General features: G+C 69.4%; 20 protein-coding genes and 1 pseudogene. 17 read left to right on the forward strand and 4 right to left on the reverse strand.

All coding sequences use genetic code 11. The features are described 5' to 3' along the window. From ACIPXB_RS14455 to ACIPXB_RS14470, 4 genes are all read left to right on the forward strand, one after another. Positions 1–1,304: vitamin B12 dependent-methionine synthase activation domain-containing protein (locus ACIPXB_RS14455; RefSeq protein WP_401448945.1), on the forward strand; the 1,304-nt coding region annotated here is incomplete at its 5' end. A gap of 113 nt (positions 1,305–1,417) precedes the next feature. Then, entirely contained in the window at positions 1,418–2,119 is a 702-nt protein-coding gene (locus tag ACIPXB_RS14460) for an HAD family hydrolase (RefSeq protein ID WP_401448947.1), read from the forward strand. Positions 2,120–2,610: 491 nt separating this feature from the next. After that, positions 2,611–4,215, forward strand: a complete 1,605-nt coding sequence (locus ACIPXB_RS14465; RefSeq protein ID WP_401448949.1) for an ABC transporter substrate-binding protein — start codon at positions 2,611–2,613, stop codon at positions 4,213–4,215. Between the two features lie 69 nt (positions 4,216–4,284). Continuing rightward, positions 4,285–5,865: an ABC transporter substrate-binding protein gene (locus tag ACIPXB_RS14470; RefSeq protein ID WP_401448952.1), complete on the forward strand. Its 1,581-nt coding sequence runs from the start codon at positions 4,285–4,287 to the stop codon at positions 5,863–5,865. A gap of 60 nt (positions 5,866–5,925) precedes the next feature. Here ACIPXB_RS14470 and ACIPXB_RS14475 read toward each other — a convergent pair whose 3' ends face one another. Continuing rightward, a complete protein-coding gene (locus ACIPXB_RS14475; protein ID WP_401449599.1) occupies positions 5,926–6,597 on the reverse strand; it encodes a response regulator in 672 nt (223 codons plus the stop codon). Between the two features lie 40 nt (positions 6,598–6,637). After that, positions 6,638–7,522, reverse strand: coding sequence for a RecB family exonuclease (locus ACIPXB_RS14480; RefSeq protein WP_401448954.1), 885 nt, complete (start codon positions 7,520–7,522; stop codon positions 6,638–6,640). Positions 7,523–7,656: 134 nt separating this feature from the next. Here ACIPXB_RS14480 and ACIPXB_RS14485 point away from each other — a divergent pair, with 134 nt between their 5' ends. From ACIPXB_RS14485 to ACIPXB_RS14495, 3 genes are all read left to right on the forward strand, one after another. After that, on the forward strand, positions 7,657–8,853 hold the full coding sequence (locus ACIPXB_RS14485; protein ID WP_401448956.1) for a site-2 protease family protein: 1,197 nt from the start codon (positions 7,657–7,659) through the stop codon (positions 8,851–8,853). 19 nt (positions 8,854–8,872) lie between these two features. After that, on the forward strand, positions 8,873–9,778 hold the full coding sequence (locus tag ACIPXB_RS14490; protein ID WP_401448959.1) for a tRNA (adenine-N1)-methyltransferase: 906 nt from the start codon (positions 8,873–8,875) through the stop codon (positions 9,776–9,778). Positions 9,779–9,941: 163 nt separating this feature from the next. Beyond that, entirely contained in the window at positions 9,942–10,514 is a 573-nt protein-coding gene (locus tag ACIPXB_RS14495) for a hypothetical protein (RefSeq protein ID WP_401448961.1), read from the forward strand. A gap of 4 nt (positions 10,515–10,518) precedes the next feature. Here ACIPXB_RS14495 and ACIPXB_RS14500 read toward each other — a convergent pair whose 3' ends face one another. Further along, positions 10,519–10,848 (reverse strand): ferredoxin, encoded by a 330-nt coding sequence (locus tag ACIPXB_RS14500; RefSeq protein WP_401448964.1) that lies wholly within the window; start codon positions 10,846–10,848, stop codon positions 10,519–10,521. Between the two features lie 264 nt (positions 10,849–11,112). On the opposite strand from ACIPXB_RS14500, the gene arc reads away from it, so the two are divergent. The 6 genes from arc to prcA all read left to right on the forward strand — a co-directional run bounded on the left by arc (position 11,113) and on the right by prcA (position 17,237). Then, positions 11,113–12,879 carry a proteasome ATPase gene (gene arc, locus ACIPXB_RS14505; protein ID WP_401448967.1) on the forward strand — a complete coding sequence of 589 codons (1,767 nt, stop codon included), beginning with the start codon at positions 11,113–11,115 and terminating at the stop codon, positions 12,877–12,879. A 247-nt stretch (positions 12,880–13,126) separates the two neighbouring features. After that, on the forward strand, positions 13,127–14,638 hold the full coding sequence (gene dop, locus ACIPXB_RS14510; protein WP_401448970.1) for a depupylase/deamidase Dop: 1,512 nt from the start codon (positions 13,127–13,129) through the stop codon (positions 14,636–14,638). Between the two features lie 172 nt (positions 14,639–14,810). Continuing rightward, positions 14,811–15,023 carry a ubiquitin-like protein Pup gene (locus ACIPXB_RS14515; RefSeq protein ID WP_401448974.1) on the forward strand — a complete coding sequence of 71 codons (213 nt, stop codon included), beginning with the start codon at positions 14,811–14,813 and terminating at the stop codon, positions 15,021–15,023. Between the two features lie 5 nt (positions 15,024–15,028). Next, on the forward strand, positions 15,029–15,604 hold the full coding sequence (locus ACIPXB_RS14520) for an endonuclease VII domain-containing protein (RefSeq protein WP_401448976.1): 576 nt from the start codon (positions 15,029–15,031) through the stop codon (positions 15,602–15,604). Beyond that, positions 15,585–16,424: a proteasome subunit beta gene (gene prcB, locus ACIPXB_RS14525; protein WP_401448978.1), complete on the forward strand. Its 840-nt coding sequence runs from the start codon at positions 15,585–15,587 to the stop codon at positions 16,422–16,424. Before ACIPXB_RS14520 ends, prcB begins: the two co-directional genes overlap by 20 nt. A 51-nt stretch (positions 16,425–16,475) precedes the next feature. After that, positions 16,476–17,237 (forward strand): proteasome subunit alpha, encoded by a 762-nt coding sequence (gene prcA, locus ACIPXB_RS14530; RefSeq protein ID WP_401448980.1) that lies wholly within the window; start codon positions 16,476–16,478, stop codon positions 17,235–17,237. A gap of 90 nt (positions 17,238–17,327) precedes the next feature. On the opposite strand, the gene ACIPXB_RS14535 is transcribed toward prcA, so the two are convergent. Continuing rightward, positions 17,328–18,344 carry a LacI family DNA-binding transcriptional regulator gene (locus tag ACIPXB_RS14535; RefSeq protein WP_401448983.1) on the reverse strand — a complete coding sequence of 339 codons (1,017 nt, stop codon included), beginning with the start codon at positions 18,342–18,344 and terminating at the stop codon, positions 17,328–17,330. A gap of 152 nt (positions 18,345–18,496) precedes the next feature. Here ACIPXB_RS14535 and ACIPXB_RS14540 point away from each other — a divergent pair. The 4 genes and pseudogenes from ACIPXB_RS14540 (at position 18,497) to ACIPXB_RS14555 (ending at position 22,656) form a co-directional block, all read left to right on the forward strand. Further along, positions 18,497–19,784, forward strand: a pseudogene (locus ACIPXB_RS14540) (MFS transporter). A 9-nt stretch (positions 19,785–19,793) separates the two neighbouring features. After that, a complete protein-coding gene (gene pafA, locus ACIPXB_RS14545) occupies positions 19,794–21,155 on the forward strand; it encodes a Pup--protein ligase (RefSeq protein WP_401448986.1) in 1,362 nt (453 codons plus the stop codon). A gap of 106 nt (positions 21,156–21,261) precedes the next feature. Next, positions 21,262–22,203, forward strand: coding sequence for an FKBP-type peptidyl-prolyl cis-trans isomerase (locus ACIPXB_RS14550; RefSeq protein WP_401448989.1), 942 nt, complete (start codon positions 21,262–21,264; stop codon positions 22,201–22,203). Positions 22,204–22,275: 72 nt separating this feature from the next. Beyond that, positions 22,276–22,656 (forward strand): FKBP-type peptidyl-prolyl cis-trans isomerase, encoded by a 381-nt coding sequence (locus tag ACIPXB_RS14555; protein ID WP_401448992.1) that lies wholly within the window; start codon positions 22,276–22,278, stop codon positions 22,654–22,656. The last annotated feature ends 23 nt before the right edge of the window (positions 22,657–22,679 follow it).

Here is a 22,679-nt window from a genome sequence, read left to right on the forward strand (position 1 = left end):
CCATCGTGCTGGCCACCGTCCGTGGCGACGTCCACGACATCGGCAAGAACCTCGTCGACATCATCCTCTCCAACAACGGCTACAACGTCGTCAACCTGGGCATCAAGCAGCCCGTCTCCGCCATCCTCGAAGCCGCCGAGGAGCACAAGGCCGACGTCATCGGCATGTCCGGTCTGCTCGTGAAGTCGACCGTGATCATGAAGGAGAACCTCGAGGAGCTCAACCAGCGCAAGATGGCCGCCGACTACCCGGTCATCCTCGGCGGCGCCGCCCTGACCCGCGCCTACGTCGAACAGGACCTCCACGAGATCTACGAGGGCGAGGTCCGCTACGCCCGCGACGCCTTCGAGGGCCTGCGCCTCATGGACGCCCTGATCGCCGTCAAGCGCGGTGTGCCCGGCGCCGAGCTGCCGCCGCTGAAGCAGCGCCGCGTCGCCAAGCGCGAAGCGCCCGTACCCGAGGTGGACGAGCCCGAGAGCGGCGTCCGCTCCGACGTCGCCGTCGACAACCCCGTCCCCACGCCCCCGTTCTGGGGCACCCGCGTGGTCAAGGGCATCCCGCTGAAGGACTACGCCTCCTGGCTCGACGAGGGCGCCCTGTTCAAGGGCCAGTGGGGCCTGAAGCAGGCCCGGGCGGGCGGGGCGACGTACGAGGAGCTCGTGGAGAGCGAGGGCAGGCCGCGGCTGCGCGGCCTGCTGGAGAAGCTGCACACCGAGAACCTGCTCGAGGCGGCCGTGGTCTACGGCTACTTCCCCTGCGTCTCCAAGGGCGACGACCTGATCCTCCTCCACGAGGACGGCTCCGAGCTGACCCGGTTCACCTTCCCGCGCCAGCGCCGCGGCCGCCGCCTGTGCCTGGCGGACTTCTTCCGCCCCGAGGAGTCGGGGGAGACGGACGTGGTCGGCCTCCAGGTCGTCACCGTCGGCAACCGGATCGGCGAGGCCACGGCCAAGCTGTTCGAGTCCGACTCCTACCGCGAGTACCTGGAGCTGCACGGGCTCTCGGTCCAGCTGGCCGAGGCCCTCGCCGAGTACTGGCACGCCCGGGTGCGCGCCGAGCTCGGCTTCGGGGGCGAGGACCCCGCGAACGTCGAGGACATGTTCGACCTCAAGTACCGCGGCGCCCGCTTCTCCCTGGGCTACGGCGCCTGCCCCGACCTGGAGGACCGCGCCAAGATCGCGGACCTGCTCCAGCCGGAGCGGATCGGCGTCCACCTGTCGGAGGAGTTCCAGCTCCACCCCGAGCAGTCCACCGACGCCATCGTCATCCACCACCCCGAAGCGAAGTATTTCAACGCACGCTGAGGGCCGCCGACGTACACTTGTCGGTCCCACACAGGCCGGTCGCCTGTTCCTTCCGGGCACGCCCGCGGGAAGAGGTGACCGGCCTTCTTGTCCCTCCTGAGAGGTCGTGCCGTATGACCAGCACCGTTCCCGCCCCTGTCGCGCCTACGGCCGACGGATCCGCCCTCCAGGCGGTGCTGCTCGACATGGACGGCACGCTCGTGGACACCGAGGGCTTCTGGTGGGACGCCGAGGTCGCGGTCTTCGGCGAGCTGGGCCACCGGCTGGACGAGTCCTGGCGCGACATCGTCGTCGGAGGACCCATGAGCCGCAGCGCGGGCTTCCTCATCGAGTCCACCGGCGCCGACATCACCCTCGCCGAGCTGACGGTCCTCCTCAACGAGCGCTTCGAGGCCCGGATCGCCGACCGCGTGCCGCTGATGCCCGGTGCCGAGCGGCTGCTGAGCGAGCTGGCCCGGCACAACGTGCCCACCGCCCTGGTCTCCGCCTCCCACCGGCGGGTCATCGACCGGGTGCTGCGCTCGCTGGGACCCGAGCGCTTCCACCTCACCGTCGCCGGGGACGAGGTGCCGCGGACCAAGCCCCACCCCGACCCCTACCTGCTGGCCGCCAGGACCCTGGGCGCCCACCCCCCGCGGTGCGCGGTCGTCGAGGACACCGCGACCGGCGTGGCCGCCGCCGAGGCCGCCGGCTGCCGGGTCGTGGCGGTGCCCTCCGTCGGGATGATCCCGGCCGCCCCCGGCCGGACGGTGGTCGGCTCCCTGGAGGACGTGGACCTGTCCTTCCTGCGCGCGCTCATCACTCCGATGAACTGACCGCGCACGCTGCGTACCGAACAGATCGGGGTGGGATCGACGTCACACGGAAGGATCTTCCGCGTGAGCGGCCGGAGGCCGAAATTCCATCCCCCTTCACAGCGTCAGGTCGAGGTGACCTTGGTCACCCGGCGACCCTCCGCGGACCCCCTCGGGAGCCCCTTCCGGCACCTCTGGGGGTTCCCTTGTGTCCGGATTGATCAGCTCATGACCGAATCTGTCGAGACACTGGTGTGAGCGGGCAGTTCGTGCCCATCACGGTGTGCTGTTCTGCCCCGTTCGCTCGGTTCCAGCCATACCGTCCCGGACCACTAATGTCATCGCCGGGCACCGCACCGCACCGCTGCCGACCCGGACACATACCCCTGTGCCGGGCCGAGTGGACCGATCGTCAACACACCGGCCCGATCGTTCCGCCCTGACCGGGCGAGCGCCGCGACGTGCCCCTTTCACCGCAGTGACCACGTGCCGGTCGAGGGAGTACGTCGAGGATGAACCGCAAGACCCTGGTGCTGACGGCCGTGGCCGGCCTGCTCACCCCGGTGCTGACCGCATGCGGCAGCGCGACCGGCGGAACAGCAGGCTCGGGAACGATCGTCGTCGGGACCACCGACCGGTTCGAGGCCGCCGACTACGCCCCCGCCCCGTTCGACCCGGCGTACGCCTACGACGCCGGCGCCTGGAACGTGCTGCGCCAGACCATCCAGACCCTCATGCGCACCCCCCGCGGCGGCGGCCAGCCCGTCCCCGAAGCGGCCTCCGACTGCCGCTTCACCGACGCCGGCAACGAGAGCTACCGCTGCACCCTGCGCCCGGGCCTGAAGTTCGCAGGCGGTGACCCGATCACCGCCAAGGACGTCAAGTACTCCATCGACCGAGTGCTGACGATCAAGGACGAGAACGGCCCGTCCGCCCTGCTGTCCACCCTCGACACCGTCGAGGCCAAGGGCGCCGACACCGTCGTCTTCCACCTGAAGACCCCCGACGCGACCTTCCCGTACAAGCTCTCCACCCCCGCGACCGGCATCGTCAACCAGAAGACGTACGACGCGAAGAAGCTCCGCGCGGGCTTCGCCGTGGACGGCTCCGGGCCGTACACGATGAAGGCCGAGGTCAAGGACAACCACCTCGTCCGCGCCGTCTTCACCAAGAACCCCCACTACAAGGGCGACATCAAGCTGCAGAACGACAGGGTCGAGCTGCGCACCTTCGAGGACTCCGAGGCCGTCGGCAAGGCCCTGACCGAAGGCTCCGTCCACATGGTCTCCCGCACCCTGTCGCCCGCCCAGATCAAGGACTTCTCCGGCAAGCCCCCCAAGGGCGTCAAGCTGGTCCAGATGCCCGGCCTGGAGATCCGCTACCTCGGCTTCAACACCGAGGCCCCGGTGGTGAACAACAAGGCCGTGCGCCAGGCCCTCGCCGCCGCCGTCGACCGCAACAACATCATCTCCAAGGTCTACGGCAAGGCCGCCCAGCCGCTGTACTCCCTGGTCCCCACCAACGTCGGCGGCCACGTCAACGCGTTCTACAACAAGTACGGCGAGGCCAACACGCCGAAGGCCGCCGCGCTGCTGCGCGAGGCCGGCGTCAAGACCCCCGTGAAGCTGACCCTGAACTACACCACGGACCACTACGGCGACGGCACCGCCGCCGAGTTCGAGGCCCTCAAGACCCAGCTCAACGGCACCGGACTGTTCGACATCACCGTCCAGGGCGCCGAATGGGCCGCCTTCCGTCCCGCGCAGAAGAAGGGCGAGTTCGCGGCCTACGGCCTCGGCTGGTTCCCCGACTTCCCCGACGCGGACAACTTCCTCGCTCCCTTCCTGGAGCACGACAACTTCCTGGGCACGCCGTACGCCAACAACACGGTGCGCACCAGGCTGATCCCCGAATCCCGCCGCGCGGCCGACCGCAAGGCCGCCGACTCCGTCATCGCGGACATGCAGGAGATCGTCGCCGACGACGTCCCCGTGCTCCCGCTGTGGCAGGGCAAGCAGTACGTCGCCGCGCGCGACGGGATCACCGGGGTGGAGTGGTCGGTCAACGCCATCTCCGACCTCCAGCTGTGGGAACTCGGCCGGGGTGTCAGCGGCTGACGCCGCAACCGTTAACCGCGCATCAGGCGCAACCACGTGCAACGACAAGCTAGACGGAGAAGGACGTTCGTGATGAGACGTAACCAGTGGTTGGTGGCACCGCTCGGCGCGGCCACCGCAGCAGCGCTGCTCAGCGGTTGCGGTTCGACGGAGGGCGGCGTGGGCGGCGGCGGCAAGGGCGTCGTCATGGGCATATCCGACAAGGTCAAGTCGACCGACCCCGCGTCGGGCTACGACCCGGGCTCCTGGCTGCTCTTCAACAACGTCTTCCAGTCGCTGCTGAGCTTCCCCAAGGGCGGCACCGCGCCCGAGCCGGACGCCGCCCAGTCCTGCGTCTTCGACGGCAGCGACAGCAAGGTGTTCAAGTGCACCCTGCGCGAGGGCCTGAAGTTCAGCAACGGCAACTCCCTCACCTCCAAGGACGTCAAGTACTCCTTCGAGCGCACGCTGAAGATCAAGGACCCGAACGGCCCGGCCGTCCTGCTCGGCTCGATCGCCGGCATCGACACCCCCGACGACAAGACCGTCGTCTTCCGCCTGAAGACCTCCGACGCGACCTTCCCGAGCAAGATCGCCTCGGGCGCGGGCGCCATCGTCGACCACCGCGAGTACCCGGCCGACAAGCTGCGCACCGACAACAAGGCCGTCGGCTCCGGCGTCTACAAGCTGGACTCCTTCACCAACAAGGCCGCCAACTTCTCCGTCAACGACTCCTACACCGGCAAGGCCAAGGCCAAGAACACCGGCGTCACGCTGAAGTTCTTCGACGGCGACCAGACCTCCCTGAAGAACACCCTGGAGAGCGGCGACGTCGACTTCGCCTTCCGCGGCCTGAACGCCAAGGACATCGCGGGCCTGGCCTCCAAGTCCGGCTCCCAGAAGGTCGAGGTCGTCCAGGGCACCGGCGCCGAGGTCCAGTACCTGGTCTTCAACACCAACGACCCGGTCACCGGCAAGCTCCCCGTCCGCAAGGCCATCTCCTACCTCGTGGACCGCGAGGCCCTGGTCAAGGACGTCTACGAGGGCACCGCGACCCCGCTGTACTCGATCATCCCGGCCGGTATCCCCGCCCACAACACGGCCTTCTTCGACCGCTACGGCGGCGCCCCCCAGCCCGAGAAGGCCAAGGCCGCCCTCAAGGCCGCCAACATCAGCGGCAAGGTCAAGCTCACCCTCTACGGCACCCCGTCGCGCTACGGCCCCGCCACCGACCAGCAGCTCTCGCTGATCGCCAAGCAGCTCAACGACAGCGGCCTGTTCGAGGCCGACGTCAAGTCCGTCGAGTACGAGCAGTACGAGAAGGACATCGCCGCCGGCAAGTACGGCGTGTACGTCATCGGCTGGGTGCCCGACTACCCCGACGCCGACAACTTCACCCAGCCCTTCTTCGGCCCGGGCAACGTCCTCGGCAACAACTACGACAACAAGGAGATCACCGGCACGATCATCCCGGCGACCTCCGCGAAGTCCGACCGCGTCTCCGCCAACCCCGACTACACGCGGCTCCAGGACATCGTCGCCGAGGAGATCCCGGTCCTGCCCCTGTGGCAGGGCAAGCAGTACGCCGTCTCCCGCCCGAACATCACGGGCCTGCAGTGGTCGCTGGACGCCTCGACGGTGTTCCGCTTCTGGGAGATCAGCAAGGGCTGAGCACCACCCCGATCAACCCCCCGGCGGGCCGGAACACCGTTCCGGCCCGCCGCGGCGTTCCTACTGCGCCCCCGGGCGGACCAGACCGCTCTCGTACGCGTACACCGCGGCCTGCACACGGTCGCGCAGCCCCAGCTTGGTCAGCACATGACCCACATGCGTCTTGACCGTCGTCTCGCTCACGAACAGATCCGCCGCGATCTCCGCGTTCGACAGACCGCGCGCCACCAGCTTCAGCACCTCGACCTCCCGCTCGGTCAACGTCGCCAGCACATCCGGAACCCGCTGCTCACCCGACGGCAGATGCCCCGCGTACTTGTCCAGCAGCCGCCGCGTGATGCTCGGCGCGAGCATCGCCTCACCCGCCGCGACCACCCGGATCGCCTGCACCAGCTCGTTCGCCGGCGCATCCTTGAGCAGGAAACCACTGGCCCCCGCGCGCAGCGCCTCCACCACGTACTCGTCCAGGTCGAACGTGGTCAGCACCAGCACCTTCGCCGGACCGTCCCGGCCCGGCCCCGTGATCTGCCGGGTCGCCTCCACCCCGTCCATCCGCGGCATCCGGATGTCCATCAGCACCACGTCGGGCTGCAGCGCCCGCACCTGCTCCAGCGCCTGCAGGCCGTCCCCGGCCTCGCCGACCACCGCCAGATCGCCCTCCGCCTCCAGGATCATCCGGAAACCGGTGCGCAGCAGCGGCTGGTCGTCGACCAGAAGGACGCGGATCGCCACGGAAAACCTCTTCGTCATCGGCGGATACGTACGGTCCGCCTCATTCTGCCCTGACCGGCGATCCCGGATCCCGCCGGGAGATCGTCAACGGATACACCGGCGGCCGGCCCCCGAACTCCGGGCACACCGCCCGGTGATCACACCAGCCGCACAGCTTCGTCGGCCGCGGCCGCCACTCACCCGTCTCCGTCGCCTCCACGATCGCCTCCCACAGCGCCAGCAGCTTGCGCTCCACCCGCTCCAGATCCGCGATCACCGGGTCGTACGTCAGCACGTCCCCACTGCCCAGATACACCAGCTGGAGCCGGCGCGGCACCACCCGCTTCAGGCGCCACACCACCAGCGCGTAGAACTTCATCTGGAACAGCGCACCGTCCGCGTACTCCGCCCGCGGCGCCTTGCCCGTCTTGTAGTCGACGATCCGCACCTCACCCGTCGCCGCCACGTCCACCCGGTCGATGATCCCGCGCAGCCGCAGCCCCGACTCCAGCTCCGTCTCCACGAAGAACTCCCGCTCCACCGGCTCCAGCCGAGTCGGGTCCTCCAACGTGAACCAGCGCTCCACCAGCGCCTCGGCCTCCGCCAGCCACCGCGCCAGCCCCGCACCCCCGTCATCCTCCGGGAACAGCTGAGCCAGCTCCGGCTTCGACTCCAGCAACCGGTCCCACTGCCCCGGGACCAGCGCCCTGGCCCGCGGCGCCGTACGCTCGTCAGCGGGATGGTCGAAGAGCCGCTCCAGCACCGCGTGCACCAGCGTCCCCCGCGTCGCCGCCGCACTCGGCTTCTCCGGCAGCTTGTCGATCACCCGGAACCGGTACAGCAGCGGGCACTGCATGAAATCGCTCGCCCGCGACGGGGACAGCGACGTGGGCCGGGCCGCGCCCGGCGTGGCGGCGTCGGATTCGGGACCGGGGCTCGTCGTCATAACAGAGAACCCTACGACCCGCCACCGACAACGACACGCATACCATCGACGCCGGCCCCCCTCGCACTGCATGATCGAAGCATCACACCGCGCGACGCCGCGGACCGCAGGACCGCACCGACCGAAGGACAGCCGTGGCAGAAACCGACGAAACCGGCGAGCGTGGAACCACCCGCTCCGAACCGGGCGGCGGACTCCTCATGGGCCGCCCCTTCGGCGTACCCGTCTACGTCAAGCCCAGCTGGCTCCTGGTCGCCGCCCTCATCACCTGGATCTTCGGCGAGCAGCTCGACCGCCTCCTGCCCGAGCTCGGCCCCCTGCGCTACCTCGTCGCACTCTTCTTCGCCGTAGCCTTCTACGCCTCCGTCCTCGTCCACGAACTCGCCCACGCCGTCGCCGGACTCCGCTTCAAACTCCAGGTACGCCGCATCCAGCTCCAGTTCTTCGGCGGCGCCACCGACGTCGACGAGGCCGGCACCCCCGGCCGCGAATTCGTCCTCGCCTTCGTCGGCCCCCTGCTCTCCCTGCTCCTGGCCGGCGTCTTCTACCTCGGCATGACCGCCGTCGACCCCGGCACCGTCCCCGGCGTCCTGCTGGCCGGCCTGATGATCTCCAACCTGATCGTCGCCGCCTTCAACCTCCTGCCCGGCCTGCCCCTCGACGGCGGCCGCATGCTCCGCGCCGTCGTCTGGGGCATCACCGGCCGCGCCATGACCGGCACCATCGCCGCCGCCTGGGTCGGCCGCGCCATCGCCGTCGCCGTCCTCCTCGGCCTGCCCCTGCTCACCGAGACCGGAGTCATCGGCGGCACCACCGACGACCTCGGCGGCATGGACACCGTCATGAACGCCCTCCTCGCCGCCCTCCTCGCCGCCATCATGTGGTCCGGCGCCGGCAACAGCCTGCGCATGGCCCGGCTGCGCGAACACCTCCCCGAACTACGCGCCCGCACCCTCACCCGCCGCGCCATCCCCGTCGAATCCGCCACCCCCCTCTCCGAGGCCCTGCGCCGCGCCAACACCGCCGGCGCCCGCGCCCTCGTCGTCGTCGACGGCCTCGGCGACCCCACCGCCATCGTCCGCGAGAGCGCCATCGCCTCCGTCCCCGAACACCGCCGCCCCTGGGTCGCCGTCTCCGCCCTCGCCCAGGACCTCGTCGACGGCATGAAGGTTTCCGCGGACCTCGCCGGCAAAGAACTCCTCGACCGCCTCAACGCCACCCCCGCCACCGAATACCTCGTCATCGAGCCCGACGGCGCCGTCTACGGCGTCCTGTCCACCCTCGACGTCGAGAAGGCCTTCGTGAAGGCCATGGCACGACCCACCGCCTAGTGCCCGGTAGGCTGGTCGTATGTCCGAACCGACCGGTGCCGCCCGCCGACGCGGGCCCTTCAAGGTCGGGGACCAGGTCCAGCTCACCGACCCCAAGGGACGCCACTACACGTTCACGCTCGAAGCCGGGAAGAACTTCCACACCCACAAGGGTTCCTTCCCGCACGACGAGCTGATCGGTGCTCCCGAGGGCAGTGTTGTCCGTACCACGGGGAACGTCGCCTACCTCGCGCTGCGCCCCCTGCTCCCCGACTACGTCCTGTCCATGCCCCGCGGCGCCGCCGTGGTCTACCCCAAGGACGCGGGCCAGATCCTGGCCTTCGCCGACATCTTCCCCGGCGCCCGCGTCGTGGAGGCGGGCGTGGGCTCCGGCTCCCTCAGCAGCTTCCTGCTGCGCGCCATCGGCGACCAGGGCATGCTCCACAGCTACGAGCGCCGCGCCGACTTCGCCGAGATCGCCAAGGACAACGTCGAACGCTACTTCGGCGGCCCGCACCCCGCGTGGCAGCTGACCGTCGGCGACCTCCAGGACAACCTGTCCGACACCGACGTCGACCGCGTGATCCTCGACATGCTCGCCCCCTGGGAGTGCCTGGACGCCGTCTCCAAGGCCCTCGTCCCCGGCGGCATCCTGTGCTGCTACGTGGCCACCACCACCCAGCTGTCCAAGACCGTCGAGTCCATCCGCGAGATCGGCTGCTTCGCCGAGCCGCAGCCGTGGGAATCGATGATCCGCAACTGGCACGTGGAAGGCCTCGCCGTCCGCCCCGACCACCGGATGATCGGCCACACCGGCTTCCTCGTCACCGCCCGCCGCCTCGCCGACGGCGTCGAGCCCCCGCTGCGCCGCCGCCGCCCCGCCAAGGGCGCCTACGGCGAGGACTACGAGGGCCCCGGCTCAGGCTCCGGATCCGGCCGCGGCTGACACACCCGCCACAACCTGCCCGCGCCGTGGCGCAGTTCCCGCACCCACCGGGGAACTGCGCCACGGCGCCTTTTCGTTGCCCCACCCCGCCCGTTCCGGACGAACGTGAGGTGTGACACGATGCTCGCTCCCCCTCGTCACGCCGCCCCAGGAGCCACCCCGCGTGCAGAGCCTCCCCGTTCCGGAACTGGAGCACACCCGCACCCGCCCCCTGCACTGGCTGGCCACCGCCACCGCCATGGCCGCCGTCATCGCCGCAGCCGGCCTCCTCCAGCCCGACCCGGCCGCCGGCACCGCGACCACCACCACGGCAGCCCCCGGAACACCCGCCCCGCCCGCCGCACCCGACACCACGGGCCTGACCTACCCCCTGGACTGCCGCGGCGTCGCCCAGAACGTCACCGCCACCACCACCGGAGACCTCGACGGGGACGGCCACCCCGAAACCGTCGTCGCCGTCCAGTGCGCCGCAGGCTCCGGCACCCCGCCCCACGCGCTCTACGTCGTCGCCGACGCCGCCCGCCCCCGCGTCGTCGCCACCCTCCTCGCCCCCGCCGCACGACGCAACGTCACCGAGCTCGCCGTACGCGACCAGGCCGTCACCGCGACCCTCCTCGGCTACTCCGCCCCCGAAGTGCCCCGCTGCTGCCCCGACACCGAACAGCTCGCCAAGTGGCGGTGGACCGACGGAAAATTCAGCCAGGAGCTGACAGGCCCGAACGCGCGCAGCATCTGAACCGTCACTCAGCGTCCGGACCGAACACCTCGACCCCGTCCGAGACCCGCCGCACATGGATGCAGTCGCCCGGACACTCCTTCGCCGAGTCCACCACGTCCTGAAGCAGCGGCAGCGGAACCGGAGCCGTCGCCCCCGGGTCCTGCAGCAGCTCGTCGTCCGCGCTCTTCACATACGCCAGACCATCGATGTCCAGCTCGAACACCTCCGGCGCGTACTGCGCGCAGATCCCGTCCCCGGTGCACAGGTCCTGATCGATCCACACCTCGAGCGGCCCCCCGGCCACGCCGGCGCCGCCCGCGTGCTCGATCGGTGCCTCGTGCTGCACGGTCATATCCCCTGCCGTTCCCTGCGCTCCGTGAACCATTCCCGTCACACATCGCGGCAAGTCGCGCGAGCCCTGACGGGTGTTGAACGCCTCGACCTTACAACCGGCCGCTTTCAGATGTTGATGGGTGGGTATTTCCTTGGCGTGAGGGAGTACGCAAGGGTGAAGATCGGACACACCTCTACCGTCTTTGTGATCTAGGGGTTTCAATCACCACCAGCCCAGGTAGGGTCAGGAAGCGTCCAGCTCCCCTTGGAGGAGGTGAGGACCGTGGCAGCCCACGACGACGACATCAACCGCGGCATCCGGCCCGGTCGGGGGTCCGACGACCCCGCCGGTCAGGTTGCCTATCTCGAGCAGGAAATCGCCGTCCTGCGACGTAAGCTCGCCGACTCTCCGCGACACACGAGGATTCTCGAAGAGCGGATCGTCGAGCTCCAGACAAACCTGGCCGGCGTCTCCGCACAAAACGAGCGACTGGCAAATACCCTCCGTGAGGCACGCGACCAGATCGTGGCCCTCAAGGAAGAAGTCGACCGGCTCGCGCAGCCGCCGGCCGGCTTCGGTGTCTTCCTCCAGGCGAACGAGGACGGCACCGTCGACATCTTCACCGGCGGCCGCAAGCTCCGCGTGAACGTCAGCCCCAGCGTCGACCCGGAAGACCTCCGGCGCGGCCAGGAGGTCATGCTCAACGAGGCCCTCAACGTGGTCGAGGCCATGGAGTTCGAACGGGCCGGGGACATCGTCACCCTCAAGGAGATCCTCGAGGACGGCGAGCGCGCCCTGGTCGTCGGGCACACCGACGAGGAAAGGGTGGTGAGGCTCGCCGAGCCGCTCCTGGACATCACCATCCGCCCCGGCGACGCCCTCCTGCTCGAACCCCGCTCCGGCTACGTCTACGAGGTCGTCCCCAAGAGCGAGGTCGAGGAACTCGTCCTCGAAGAGGTCCCGGACATCGACTACTCCAAGATCGGCGGCCTGGGCGACCAGATCGAGCTGATCCGCGACGCCGTCGAGCTCCCCTACCTCTACCCGGACCTGTTCAAGGAGCACGAACTGCGCCCGCCCAAGGGCATCCTGCTCTACGGACCGCCCGGATGCGGCAAGACGCTCATCGCCAAGGCCGTGGCCAACTCGCTCGCCAAGAAGGTCGCCGAGGTCACCGGCCAGCCCGCCGGGAAGTCCTACTTCCTGAACATCAAGGGCCCCGAGCTCCTCAACAAGTACGTCGGCGAGACCGAGCGCCACATCCGCCTCGTCTTCCAGCGAGCCCGGGAGAAGGCCAGCGAGGGCACCCCCGTCATCGTCTTCTTCGACGAGATGGAATCCCTCTTCCGCACCCGCGGATCCGGAGTCAGCTCGGACGTGGAGAACACCATCGTCCCCCAGCTGCTCGCCGAGATCGACGGCGTGGAAGGCCTGGAGAACGTCATCGTCATCGGCGCCTCCAACCGAGAGGACATGATCGACCCGGCCATCCTGCGCCCCGGCCGGCTCGACGTGAAGATCAAGATCGAGCGCCCCGACGCCGAGGCCGCCCGCGACATCTTCGCGAAGTACCTCAAGGCCTCCCTGCCCCTGCACACGGACGACCTGTCCGAGCACCAGGGCTCGCCCGAGGTCGCGGTCCACAGCATGATCCAGACCGTCGTCGAGCAGATGTACGCCGAAACCGAGGAGAACCGCTTCCTCGAGGTCACGTACGCCAACGGCGACAAGGAAGTCCTCTACTTCAAGGACTTCAACTCCGGCGCGATGATCCAGAACATCGTCGACCGGGCCAAGAAGATGGCCATCAAGGCCTTCCTCGAGCACAACCAGAAGGGCCTGCGGGTCTCCCACCTCCTCCAGGCGTGCGTGGACGAGTTCAAGGAGAACGAGGACCTGCCCAACACCACCAACCCGGACGACTGGGCCCGGATCTCCGGAAAGAAGGGCGAGCGGATCGTCTTCATCCGCACCCTCGTCACCGGAAAGCAGGGCGCGGACACCGGACGCTCCATCGACACGGTGGCCAACACGGGCCAGTACCTCTGACCCGACCAGCGGGGCGGCTGCGGGTGCCCTACCAGGGGCACCCGCAGCCGACTGCTTTTCGGCCGGTGACAGGGCACACGCAATGACCGAAATGATCTCCCCACGAGCGCGGTGCCGCTCTAGGCTCTTCCGTACCGCCGGACGCGCAGTGCGGGGACGGGCACCGCACACGCACCGGATACCGCGCACCAGCGGTACGTGAGCGCCGCTCCCACAGAGGGGAGCGCCGCCGGGCAAGGAGGGCCGCATGACCGTACGGCGAGTAATGGGGATCGAGACGGAGTACGGGATCTCCGTCCCCGGTCACCCGAACGCCAATGCCATGCTCACCTCGTCCCAGATCGTCAACGCCTACGCGGCGGCGATGCACCGGGCGCGACGCGCCCGCTGGGACTTCGAGGAGGAGAACCCGCTGCGGGACGCCCGCGGCTTCGACCTCGCCCGCGAGGCCGCGGACAGCAGCCAGCTCACCGACGAGGACATCGGCCTCGCCAACGTGATCCTCACCAACGGCGCGCGACTCTACGTCGACCACGCGCACCCCGAGTACAGCTCCCCGGAGGTCACCAACCCCCGCGACGCCGTCCTGTGGGACAAGGCCGGCGAACGGATCATGGCCGAGGCGGCCGAACGGGCCGCCCAGCTGCCCGGCGCCCAGCCGATCCTGCTCTACAAGAACAACACCGACAACAAGGGCGCCTCCTACGGCACGCACGAGAACTACCTGATGAAGCGGGAGACCCCCTTCTCGGACATCGTGCGCCACCTGACGCCCTTCTTCGTCAGCCGCCAGGTCGTCACCGGCGCCGGACGCGTCGGCATCGGCCAGGACGGCCGCGAGCACGGCTTCCAGATCAGCCAGCGCGCGGACTACTTCGAAGTCGAGGTCGGCCTGGAGACCACCCTCAAGCGGCCCATCATCAACACCCGCGACGAGCCCCACTCCGACGCGGAGAAGTACCGCCGCCTCCACGTGATCATCGGCGACGCCAACCTCTCCGAGATCTCGACGTACCTCAAGCTCGGTACGACGGCACTGGTCCTCTCCATGATCGAGGACGGCTTCATCAACGTCGACCTGGCCGTGGACCAGCCCGTGCGCACCCTGCACCAGGTCTCCCACGACCCGGACCTGCGCCATCTGATCACACTGCGCAGCGGTCGCACCCTGACCGCCGTACAACTTCAGATGGAGTACTTCGAGCTGGCGCGCAAGTACGTGGAGGAGCGTTTCGGCTCCGACGCGGACGAGCAGACCACCGACGTCCTCTCCCGCTGGGAGGACGTGCTGGGCCGGCTGGAGAGCGACCCGATGAGCCTGTCGGGGGAACTCGACTGGATCGCGAAGCGCGAGATCCTGGAGGGCTACCGGCGCCGCGACAGCCTCGACTGGGACGCGGCCCGCCTGCACCTGGTGGACCTCCAGTACGCGGACGTGCGTCCCGACAAGGGCCTGTACAACCGTCTGGTGGCTCGCGGCAAGATGAAGCGGCTGCTGGACGAGGCGGACGTGGAGCGGGCCGAGAGCAAGCCGCCGGAGGACACCCGGGCGTACTTCCGGGGCCGGTGCCTGGAGCAGTACGCGGACGACGTGGCCGCGGCCTCCTGGGACTCGGTGATCTTCGACCTCCCGGGCCGGGACTCGCTCCAGCGCGTCCCGACGCTGGAACCCCTGCGGGGTACCCGCAAGCACGTCAAGGAGCTCCTGGACCGCTGCCGCACGGCGGAGGACCTGGTCCGGGTGCTTTCCGGGGGCTGAGGACGGCTGAAAGGCCGCCGGGCCGGGAATCATGAAAGCACCCGCACGTTATGGAAGTGCGGGGACGAACGCCGGGCCCTCCTTGTAGGGTCCGACATAGGGTCTGATCTTGAGGGATCCCGTCCCGGGGTCCCTCGTCATGAGCGTGCGAACCGAGCGGGGTGAGGTAGACATGGCGACCAAGGACACCGGCGGCGGACAGCAGAAGGCGCAGCGCTCGACCGAGGAGGTCGAGGAGCAGACCGCCGAGGCGCAGTCCGACCTCAAGGAGCGGCAGGAGAAGCTCTCCGACGACGTCGACTCGGTTCTTGACGAGATTGACGATGTACTCGAGGAGAACGCCGAGGATTTCGTGCGCTCATTTGTCCAGAAAGGTGGGCAATGAGGTAAATGTCCGATTTGCCGAATGGGAAGCAGTGCCGAGGCTGCTTCGAGCTGCTTGAGCCTGCTTCCTTCGCGGCGGACCGGAACCGTCCCGACGGGCTCCAGACGCGTTGTCGCAAGTGTGTGGCTGAATACTGCGCGCGGCGCTATCGAGCCCGTCGGGAGGCTGAGGGCAAGGAGGTCCGGGAGCGGATCGAGGTGCCCGAAGGTCACAAGCTCTGCCGGGCCTGTGGGGAGATCAAGCCGCACAGTGAGTGGCATCGCCGCAACAGTGCGCCCGACGGGCTCGCCACTCGATGCAAGGCGTGCCGCAAGCCGCTCATGCGGGCGGACCACCTGAAGCGCAAGTACGGCCTCACCGAAGCCGAGCGTGATCGGATGATCGCGGCTCAGGGCGGCGTCTGCATCATCTGTCTTCGCGCACCAGCCGTGCATGTGGATCACTGTCACAAGACGGGTAGGGTCCGGGGCGTACTGTGCTTCAACTGCAATACGGGCCTCGGCCTCTTGAAGGAGAACCCCGACCGCATTCGTCGGGCCATCCAATACTTGGAGGGAACGCGTGGAAGCCAACACTCGTAGCACCGGGCGCCTCCCCGCCGCCTTCCTGACGCCGGGGTCGTCCTCCTTCATGGACTTCCTGGGGGCGCACTCGCCCGAGCTGCTGCCCGGGAACCGGAAGCTGCCCGAGGGTGTCGTCGAGGCGCCGCACGGGACGACCATCGTCGCCACCACGTTCCCCGGCGGGGTCGTGCTCGCCGGTGACCGGCGGGCGACCATGGGGAACATGATCGCGCAGCGGGACATCGAGAAGGTGTTCCCCGCCGACGAGTACTCCGCGGTGGGCATCGCCGGTACGGCCGGCCTGGCCGTGGAGATGGTCAAGCTGTTCCAGCTGGAGCTGGAGCACTTCGAGAAGGTGGAGGGCGCGACCCTCTCCCTGGAGGGCAAGGCCAACCGGCTGTCGACCATGATCCGGAGCAATCTGGGGATGGCCATGCAGGGGCTGGCCGTGGTGCCGCTGTTCGCCGGGTACGACGAGGCCCGTGAGAAGGGCCGGATCTTCTCCTACGACGTGACCGGCGGCCGCTCCGAGGAGCACGGTTACGCCGCGACCGGGTCGGGGTCCATCTTCGCCCGCGGGTCCATGAAGAAGCTGTACCGGCCCGACCTGACGGAGGAGCAGGCCACCACGCTGGTCGTGCAGGCGCTGTACGACGCCGCCGACGACGACTCGGCGACCGGTGGGCCGGACCTCTACCGTCACATCTATCCCATCGTCACCGTCATCACCGACGAGGGCTTCCGCCGGCTGACGGACGAGGAGTCGCAGGAACTCGCCCGCAGCGTCACCAACCGGCGGCTGGAGCAGCCCGACGGGCCGCGCGCGGCCCTGCTCTGACCCGCCCCTCCTCCTCGCCCTCGTCGCCCAGAAGAAAGGGACGGACAGCCGGTGTCGACTCCGTTCTATGTGTCACCCCAGCAGGCCATGGCCGACCGGGCCGAGTACGCCCGCAAGGGCATCGCCCGTGGTCGCAGCCTGGTCGTGCTGCAGTACGCCGACGGCATCGTGTTCGTCGGTGAGAACCCCTCCCGCGCGCTGCACAAGTTCAGCGAGATCTACGACCGGATCGGTTTCGCGGCCGCGGGCAAGTACAACGAGTACGAGAACCTCCGCATCGGCGGGGTGCGCTACGCCGATCTGCGCGGATACACCTACGACCGTGACGATGTGACGGCCCGTGGGCTGGCGAACGTCTACGCGCAGACGCTCGGCACGATCTTCTCCTCGGCCGGTGAGAAGCCGTACGAGGTGGAGCTGGTGGTCGCCGAGGTCGGGGCGACCGCGGCGGGCGACCAGATCTACCGGCTGCCGCATGACGGTTCGATCGTGGACGAGCACGGCTCCGTGGCGGTCGGCGGGAACGCGGAGCAGATCAGTACGTTCCTCGATCAGCGTCACCGGGACGGTATGACGCTGGCGGAGGCGCTGAAGCTGGCGGTGCAGGCGCTGTCCAGTCAGGCCAACGGTGCGGACCGGGAGATTCCGGCGGACCGGCTGGAGGTGGCGGTGCTGGACCGGACGCGGGTCCAGCAGCGCAAGTTCAAGCGGATCCGGGGCCGGCAGCTGGCGCGGCTGCTGGAGCCGGAGGTGCCGGCGGCGGCGCAGGCCGACGCGGTGTCCAATGACGAGGCGGCGGACGACGCGGAGTAGTCGTTCCTCTTCCTTCCGTACACCGGTGCCCCCGGACCGTTCGCGGTCCGGGGGCACCGGTGTGTCCGGAGGGTGTCCGGCGTCATCGCTCTAGCGGGCCGTGGGCGGGGCCGTGGAGCCGCGGACGACGAGTTCGACAGGGAGGGGCGGGGCCGTCCATGCGTGGCCTTCCAGGACGGCCAGGAGGGCGCGCATGCCGTCTTCGCCGACGCGTTCGGCGGGGATGCGGACGGTGGTCAGTTCGGGTTCGACGGCGGTGGCCAGGGCCATGTCGTCGAAGCCGGTGACGGAGAGGTCCTCGGGCAGGGCCAGGCCGAGGCGGCGGGCGGCCTTGCAGGCGCCGACGGCGAGGATGTCGTCGTCGCAGACGACGGCGGTGGGGCGGGCGGTGGCGGGGCCGGTGTGGTCGGCAAGGGCCCGTTCCATGGCGGCGCAGGCGTCGGTGATGGTGAGGGGGGCGCGGACGGTGCGCAGGGTGGTGCCGGGGCCGAGGGTGCGGGCGAGGGCGGCGGCGCGGATGTCGAAGGTCCAGGAGTCGACGGCCGAGGCGAGGTGCAGGAAGTGCCGGTGGCCCTGGTCCAGGAGGTGGGTGGTGACGGCGGTCATGCCGTCGGCGAGGGCGATGTTGACGTAGGCGGAGGCTCCGCCGGCGGTGGGGTCGCTGTCGAGCATGACCAGGGGCAGGTCCTGGTCCTCGCCGCGGATGCCTTCGAGGGCGTCGGTGGCCATGGAGGAGGCGATGATGCCGTCGAGGGCGGTGCGGGCGGAGGCGAAGGGGTCGCGGGCGGGGCCGGTGCCGTCGGGGGAGAGGTAGAGCACGACGCCGAAGCCGTGTCCGGCGGCGACCTTGGCGGCGCCGGTGTAGACGCGGGCGAAGAACTCGTTGGTGAGGGCGGGGACGACGAGGAGGGCGGTGCGGGTGCTGCCCAGGCGCAGGTTGCGGGCGGCGAGGTTGGGGCGGTAGCCGAGGGCGTCGGCGGTCTCGCGGACGTGGGTGGCGGTGCGTTCGGAGACGCGGCCGCGCCATTTTCCGGCGAGGACGAGGGAGACGGTGGCCTGGGAGACCCCGGCGGCGTGGGCGACGTCGCGGCTGGTGGGTCTCGTCACACGGGGCTCCTGACGTGCGAGGTCGTGGGGTGTGGGGCGGGTGCGGGGTGGGTGCGGGGTGGACCGCGGGATGCGGCCATGGTACGTATGACCCGTCACGTTATACGTATTACCTGCGATCCTCGGTGGGGTCCGGGCGGAAAGGGGCGGACATGGCCGCGGGATACGCGGAGCTGCTGAGGACGCGGCACGCGGCAAGGCTGCTGGTCGGCACGCTCATAGGGCGGCTGCCGAACGGCACGGCGCCGATCGCGATCGTGCTCTTCGTCCGTGCCGAGGGGGGCAGCTACAGCCTGGCCGGTGCGCTGGCCGCGGTGTACGGGGTGGCCAACGCGGTGGGTCAGCCGCTGCTGGGCCGGGCCGTGGACCTGTACGGCCAGCCGCGCGTGCAGCTGCCGGCGGCCCTGGTCTCGGCGCTGGGCATGGTGTGGCTGGCGCTGGCGGGTACCACGCCGGTGCTGGGGGCGTACGCCGCGGTGGTGGTCGCGGGGCTGTTCACGCCGCCGCTGGAGGGGGGCCTGCGGGCCCTGTGGCCGAACGTGCTGGGGGGCCGCGAGGAGCGGGTGCACCAGGCGTACGCGATGGACGCGGTGGCCCAGGAGGTCATGTTCACGGTGGGTCCGCTGCTGGTGACGTTGCTGGTGGCGCTGTGGGACCCGGCGGTGGCGCTGCTGGTGATCAACGCGGTGGGGGTGCTGGGGGCGCTGTCGGTGGTGCTCTCGCCGCCGTCGCGTGCCTGGCGTTCGGCGCCGCGCGAGGCGCACTGGCTGGGCGCGCTGCGTTCGGGAGGGCTGCTGGCGCTGCTGGGCGCGTTCTTCTTCGTGGGGACGGCGCTGGGGTCCATCACGGTGGCCGGCGTGGCGTACGCGGACGACCACGGGAACGAGGCGGTGTACGGCTGGCTGATGGCGGCGCTGGGGCTGGGTGCGCTGATCGGCGGTGTGGTCTACGGGGCGCGCAGCTGGCGGGGTGCGCCGGAGCGGCGGCTGCGGCTGCTGGTGGCGCTGCTGGCGGTGTGCTACGTGCCGTTGATGCTGACCCCGGATCCGGTGGCGATGACGGCGCTGGCGGCGCTGGCGGGGGTGTTCCTGGCCCCGTCGATCGCGTGCGCGTTCATCGTGGTGGACCGGCATGCTCCGGTGGGCACGGTGACGGAGGCGTTCTCCTGGCTGGTGACGTTCTTCGGGGTGGGTGCGGCGATGGGTACGGCGGTGGCGGGTCCGGCGGTGGAACTGGGCGGGACGGCGGCGGGCTTCGGGGTGGCGTCGGCGGGCGGGGCGCTGGCCCTGGTGGTGCTGATGGCCACTCAGCGGGTGCTGGCGGCGCCGGGCCGGGGGCGTGGTGTGACCGGCGCGCCTGCGGGTTCCGGGGACCCGCTCATCAGAAACTGATCGAAACGGCGTTCTCGAACCCGGTTTCAGAACACAGCAGAAGGCGTAATGTTCAGTCATGGACCGCCGCATTTTCGGGCTGGAGAACGAGTACGGCGTCACGTGCACGTTCAGGGGACAGCGCCGACTGTCTCCTGACGAAGTGGCGCGCTACCTCTTCCGCCGTGTCGTGTCATGGGGCCGCAGCAGCAATGTCTTCCTGCGGAACGGCGCCCGCCTGTACCTGGACGTGGGTTCGCATCCGGAATATGCAACTCCCGAATGCGACAACGTGACCGAACTGGTCACGCACGACAAGGCCGGCGAGCGGATTCTCGAAGGTCTGCTGGTCGATGCCGAACGCCGCCTGCACGAGGAGGGAATCGCGGGCGACGTCTATCTCTTCAAGAACAACACCGACTCGGCGGGCAACTCCTACGGCTGTCACGAGAACTACCTGGTGGCGCGGCACGGGGAATTCTCCCGCCTGGCGGACATCCTGATTCCGTTCCTCGTCACCCGGCAGCTGATCTGTGGCGCGGGGAAGGTGCTGCAGACGCCGCGGGGTGCGGTGTACTGCGTGAGCCAGCGGGCCGAGCACATCTGGGAGGGCGTCAGTTCCGCGACGACCCGGTCCCGGCCGATCATCAACACCCGGGACGAGCCGCACGCGGACGCCGAGCGCTACCGGCGTCTGCATGTGATCGTGGGCGACTCGAACATGTCGGAGACGACGATGCTGCTCAAGGTCGGGGCCACCGACCTGGTGCTGCGGATGATCGAGGCGGGCACGGTGATGCGGGACCTGACCCTGGAGAACCCGATCCGGGCGATCCGGGAGGTCAGCCACGACATCACGGGGCAGCGCAAGGTGCGTCTGGCCAGTGGCCGGGAGGCGTCGGCGCTGGAGATCCAGCGGGAGTACTTCGACAAGGCGGTGGACTTCGCCGAGCGCCGGGGGATCCGTACCGGCACGGTGGAGCAGGTGCTGGAGCTGTGGGGCCGGACCCTGGACGCGGTCGAGGCGGAGGACCTGGACCGGATCGAGACCGAGATCGACTGGGTCATGAAGTACAAGCTCATCGAGCGGTACCGGGCCAAGCACAACATGACCATGTCGAACCCGCGGGTGGCGCAGATAGACCTCGCGTACCACGACATCCACCGCAGGCGGGGGCTGTACTACCTGCTGGAGCGCAAGGGGCAGGCGGCGCGGATCTGCAACGACCTGAAGATCTTCGAGGGGAAGTCGGTGCCGCCGCAGACGACCCGGGCGCGGCTGCGCGGTGACTTCATCCGGCGGGCGCAGGAGCAGCGGCGGGACTTCACGGTGGACTGGGTGCACCTGAAGCTGAACGACCAGGCGCAGCGCACGGTGCTGTGCAAGGACCCGTTCCGTGCGGTGGACGACCGGGTGGAGAAGCTGATCGCCGGCATGTGATCTTGGTTGTGATCCGTCGCGGGGCCCCGTACGTCACTCGTACGGGGCCCTCGGCACGGCTTAGAGTGGCGGCGACCCTTTGTGCCGTCTGAGATCTGAGGAACACGTGCGCCGACTTGCCGGCCTGCTTGTCGTACCCCTTCTGCTGCTGTCGACAGCGGCCTGTGGCGACGACAAAGGCTCCGACTCCGTCCAGATGAAGAACGGGGTGCCCGCGATCACGAAGGGCGCCAAGTTCGGGGAGAAGCCCGCCCTGTCCCCGGGGAAGGGCGCCCCGCCCAAGGAACTCAAGGTCGAGGTCCTGAGCGCGGGCGACGGCCCGGCCCTGAAGAAGGGTGACGTCGCCCAGGTCAACTACTACGGCCAGGTGTGGGACAAGAAGGAGCCGTTCGACACGAGCTTCGACCGTGGCGCGCTGTTCGACGTCACCGTCGGTGCCGGCATGGTCATCCCGGGCTGGGACAAGGGCCTGGAGGGCCAGAAGGTCGGCAGCCGTGTCGAGCTGGTGATCCCGCCGGACCAGGGGTACGGCGCGCAGGGCTCGGGCGAGAAGATCCCGCCGAACTCCACGCTGGTGTTCGTGGTGGACATCGTCAAGGGTGCGACGATCCCGCCGTCGGCCACGGGCAAGGAGGTCGCGCAGGAGAACAAGGACCTGCCCAAGGTCGGCACCAACACCGACGGCAAGGAGGTGTCCGTCGCGGTTCCCAAGGACGTGACGCCGCCGGCCAAGCTGGTGTCGAACTATGTCCTGGAGGGCGAGGGCCCGGCGGTGAAGGACTCCGACAAGGTCGTCGTCAAGTTCAACGGCAAGCTGTGGGCCGACGACAAGACCTTCGAGAGCACGTACACCTCCGGTCAGACGGTGACGTGGCCGATGGACCAGCTGTCCGTCAAGGGCCTGAAGGACGGCATCCTCGGCAAGAAGGTCGGCAGCCGCGTCCTGCTGGTCCTGCCGCCCGACCAGGGTTTCGCCGACAAGCAGCAGGGCAACATCCCGGCCAACTCGACGCTGGTGTTCAGCCTCGACATCCTGGCGTTGATGTAAGACTGTCCCGGTTGTTCCCCCCGGCCGCGTCCGGGCGGGACCCCGACGTTCGTGAGTTTGAGGAGCAGTTCCGTGAGCGACAAGCTCGAGAAGCCCGAGATCGACTTCCCGGAGGGCCCGGCCCCCACCGACCTCCTGATCGAGGAGATCTGGGAGGGTGACGGCCCGGAGGCCAAGGCCGGCGCCACGGTCAAGGTCCACTACGTGGGCGTGGCCTTCTCCACCGGCGAGGAGTTCGACGCCTCCTGGAACCGCGGCTCCGCGCTGCAGTTCCAGCTGGGTGCCGGCCAGGTCATCCCGGGCTGGGACCAGGGCATCCAGGGCATGAAGGTCGGCGGCCGTCGCAAGCTGACGATCCCGGCGCACCTGGCGTACGGCGACCGCGGTGCCGGCGGTGGCGTGATCGCTCCGGGCGAGACCCTGATCTTCGTCTGCGACCTGATGGGCGTCTGATCCTTCCGGTCGTGACCGGTGCG

This window comes from Streptomyces sp. NPDC090022 (assembly GCF_044748145.1).
GTDB lineage: Bacteria > Actinomycetota > Actinomycetes > Streptomycetales > Streptomycetaceae > Streptomyces.

Excerpts from the sequence above, each read along its gene's own strand:
- ACIPXB_RS14460 (WP_401448947.1), top strand. The coding sequence starts at position 1,418 with ATGACCAGCACCGTTCCCGCCCCTGTCGCGCCTACGGCCGACGGATCC.
- ACIPXB_RS14465 (WP_401448949.1), top strand. The coding sequence starts at position 2,611 with ATGAACCGCAAGACCCTGGTGCTGACGGCCGTGGCCGGCCTGCTCACC.
- ACIPXB_RS14480 (WP_401448954.1), bottom strand. The coding sequence starts at position 7,522 with ATGACGACGAGCCCCGGTCCCGAATCCGACGCCGCCACGCCGGGCGCG.
- ACIPXB_RS14490 (WP_401448959.1), top strand. The coding sequence starts at position 8,873 with ATGTCCGAACCGACCGGTGCCGCCCGCCGACGCGGGCCCTTCAAGGTC.
- ACIPXB_RS14500 (WP_401448964.1), bottom strand. The coding sequence starts at position 10,848 with ATGACCGTGCAGCACGAGGCACCGATCGAGCACGCGGGCGGCGCCGGC.
- dop (WP_401448970.1), top strand. The coding sequence starts at position 13,127 with ATGACCGTACGGCGAGTAATGGGGATCGAGACGGAGTACGGGATCTCC.
- ACIPXB_RS14515 (WP_401448974.1), top strand. The coding sequence starts at position 14,811 with ATGGCGACCAAGGACACCGGCGGCGGACAGCAGAAGGCGCAGCGCTCG.
- ACIPXB_RS14520 (WP_401448976.1), top strand. The coding sequence starts at position 15,029 with ATGTCCGATTTGCCGAATGGGAAGCAGTGCCGAGGCTGCTTCGAGCTG.
- pafA (WP_401448986.1), top strand. The coding sequence starts at position 19,794 with ATGGACCGCCGCATTTTCGGGCTGGAGAACGAGTACGGCGTCACGTGC.